Consider the following 1327-nt stretch of genomic DNA (forward strand, 5'->3'; position numbering starts at 1 on the left):
GGTTGAACCCGCCCCCGCCGCACCCGAAGTCCCAGGAACCTCCGGCGCCCTCACCAGTCCGCTGGTCAGCTGGGCCGGGGACGCCTGCGTGGCGTAGCGCTCGCTCAGGGACTCGCGGGCGATCTTCTCCTGGAGCTTGAGGATGCCCTGGAGGAGCGCCTCGGGACGCGGCGGGCAGCCGGGGACGTACACGTCGACCGGGATGATCTGGTCGACGCCCTTGGTCACCGAGTACGAGTCCCAGTACGGGCCGCCGCAGTTGGAGCAGGCGCCGAAGGAGATGACGTACTTCGGCTCGGGCATCTGCTCGTACAGCCGCTTCACCGCCGGGGCCATCTTGTCCGTCACCGTGCCGGAGACGATCATGAGGTCGGCCTGGCGCGGACCCGGCGCGAAGGGGATCACGCCGAGCCGGATGAAGTCGTGGCGGGCCATCGAGGCCGCGATGAACTCGATGGCGCAGCAGGCGAGTCCGAAGTTGAACACCCAGAGGCTGTAACGGCGGCCCCAGTTGAGGACCACCTTCATCGGCTCGGGTGCCAGACGGGAGAGCACGCCCAGACGCTGGCCCCGCACGGCCGACGCCCCGGCGGGCGCCGCCACGGGCACGGGGGCGCCGTTCTCGGCCACGGTCGGCGTGGGCAGGAACCGGGGGTCCGGAGTCGTCACGTCCATTCGAGGACGCCCTTCTTCCATGCGTAGAGCAGTCCCACGGCCAGGAAGCCGAGGAAGATGAACATCTCGACCAGCGTGGCCGCGCCGAATCCGGGGGCGGCGAAGACCGTCGCCCACGGGAAGAGGAAGATCGAGTCGACGGCGAAGATCACGTACAGGAAGGCATAGACGTAGTAGCGCACTTGGGTGTGCGCCCAGCCCTCGCCGACGGGGTCCACTCCGCATTCGTATGTGAGCAGCTTCTCCGGCGTCGGGACCACCGGCCGCAGCAGACGTCCGGCCCCGAAGGCCACCGCGACGAAGAGCACGCCGACGACGGCGAGCAGTCCGACGACCGAATAGCTGTGGAAGTAGTCCGCGGACAGCTGGCGTACGGTCGGTTCCGGCACGTCCGCCCCTCGCTCCCTGACCTCGTTGCAGTCTGTTCGACGATCTGTACGCACGGGAGTCTAGGCCCTGCTAAGGACGGCGTAAGCAGGTGTCTCGCGCAGGTTGCACACCTGATGCGCGGGCGGCAGCCTCTCGTCCTCGTACGGCTCGTGGTGCGGCTCGTCGTACCGCTCGTGATGCGGCTCGTTGTGGGGCTTGCCGTACTGGAAGGTGCTGGTCATGAAGCAAGCCTGCCGGGCGGGGCGGCCGGGCGCCATGGGGT

Annotated in this window: 3 protein-coding genes; all 3 read right to left on the bottom strand. The window is 68.7% G+C overall.

Annotated features, from left to right (window positions below):
• Positions 1-675: NADH-quinone oxidoreductase subunit B (locus ACJA3G_RS37095; RefSeq protein ID WP_406557408.1), on the bottom strand; the 675-nt coding region annotated here is incomplete at its 3' end.
• On the bottom strand, positions 666-1064 hold the full coding sequence (locus ACJA3G_RS37100) for an NADH-quinone oxidoreductase subunit A (RefSeq protein WP_190092168.1): 399 nt from the start codon (positions 1062-1064) through the stop codon (positions 666-668). The genes ACJA3G_RS37100 and ACJA3G_RS37095, both read right to left, overlap by 10 nt.
• A 60-nt stretch (positions 1065-1124) precedes the next feature.
• On the bottom strand, positions 1125-1327 hold a 203-nt coding region (locus tag ACJA3G_RS37105), incomplete at its 5' end, for a hypothetical protein (RefSeq protein ID WP_406557409.1).

Origin of the sequence: Streptomyces sp. YS-3 (genome assembly GCF_045257485.1) — a bacterium.
Lineage (GTDB): Bacteria > Actinomycetota > Actinomycetes > Streptomycetales > Streptomycetaceae > Streptomyces.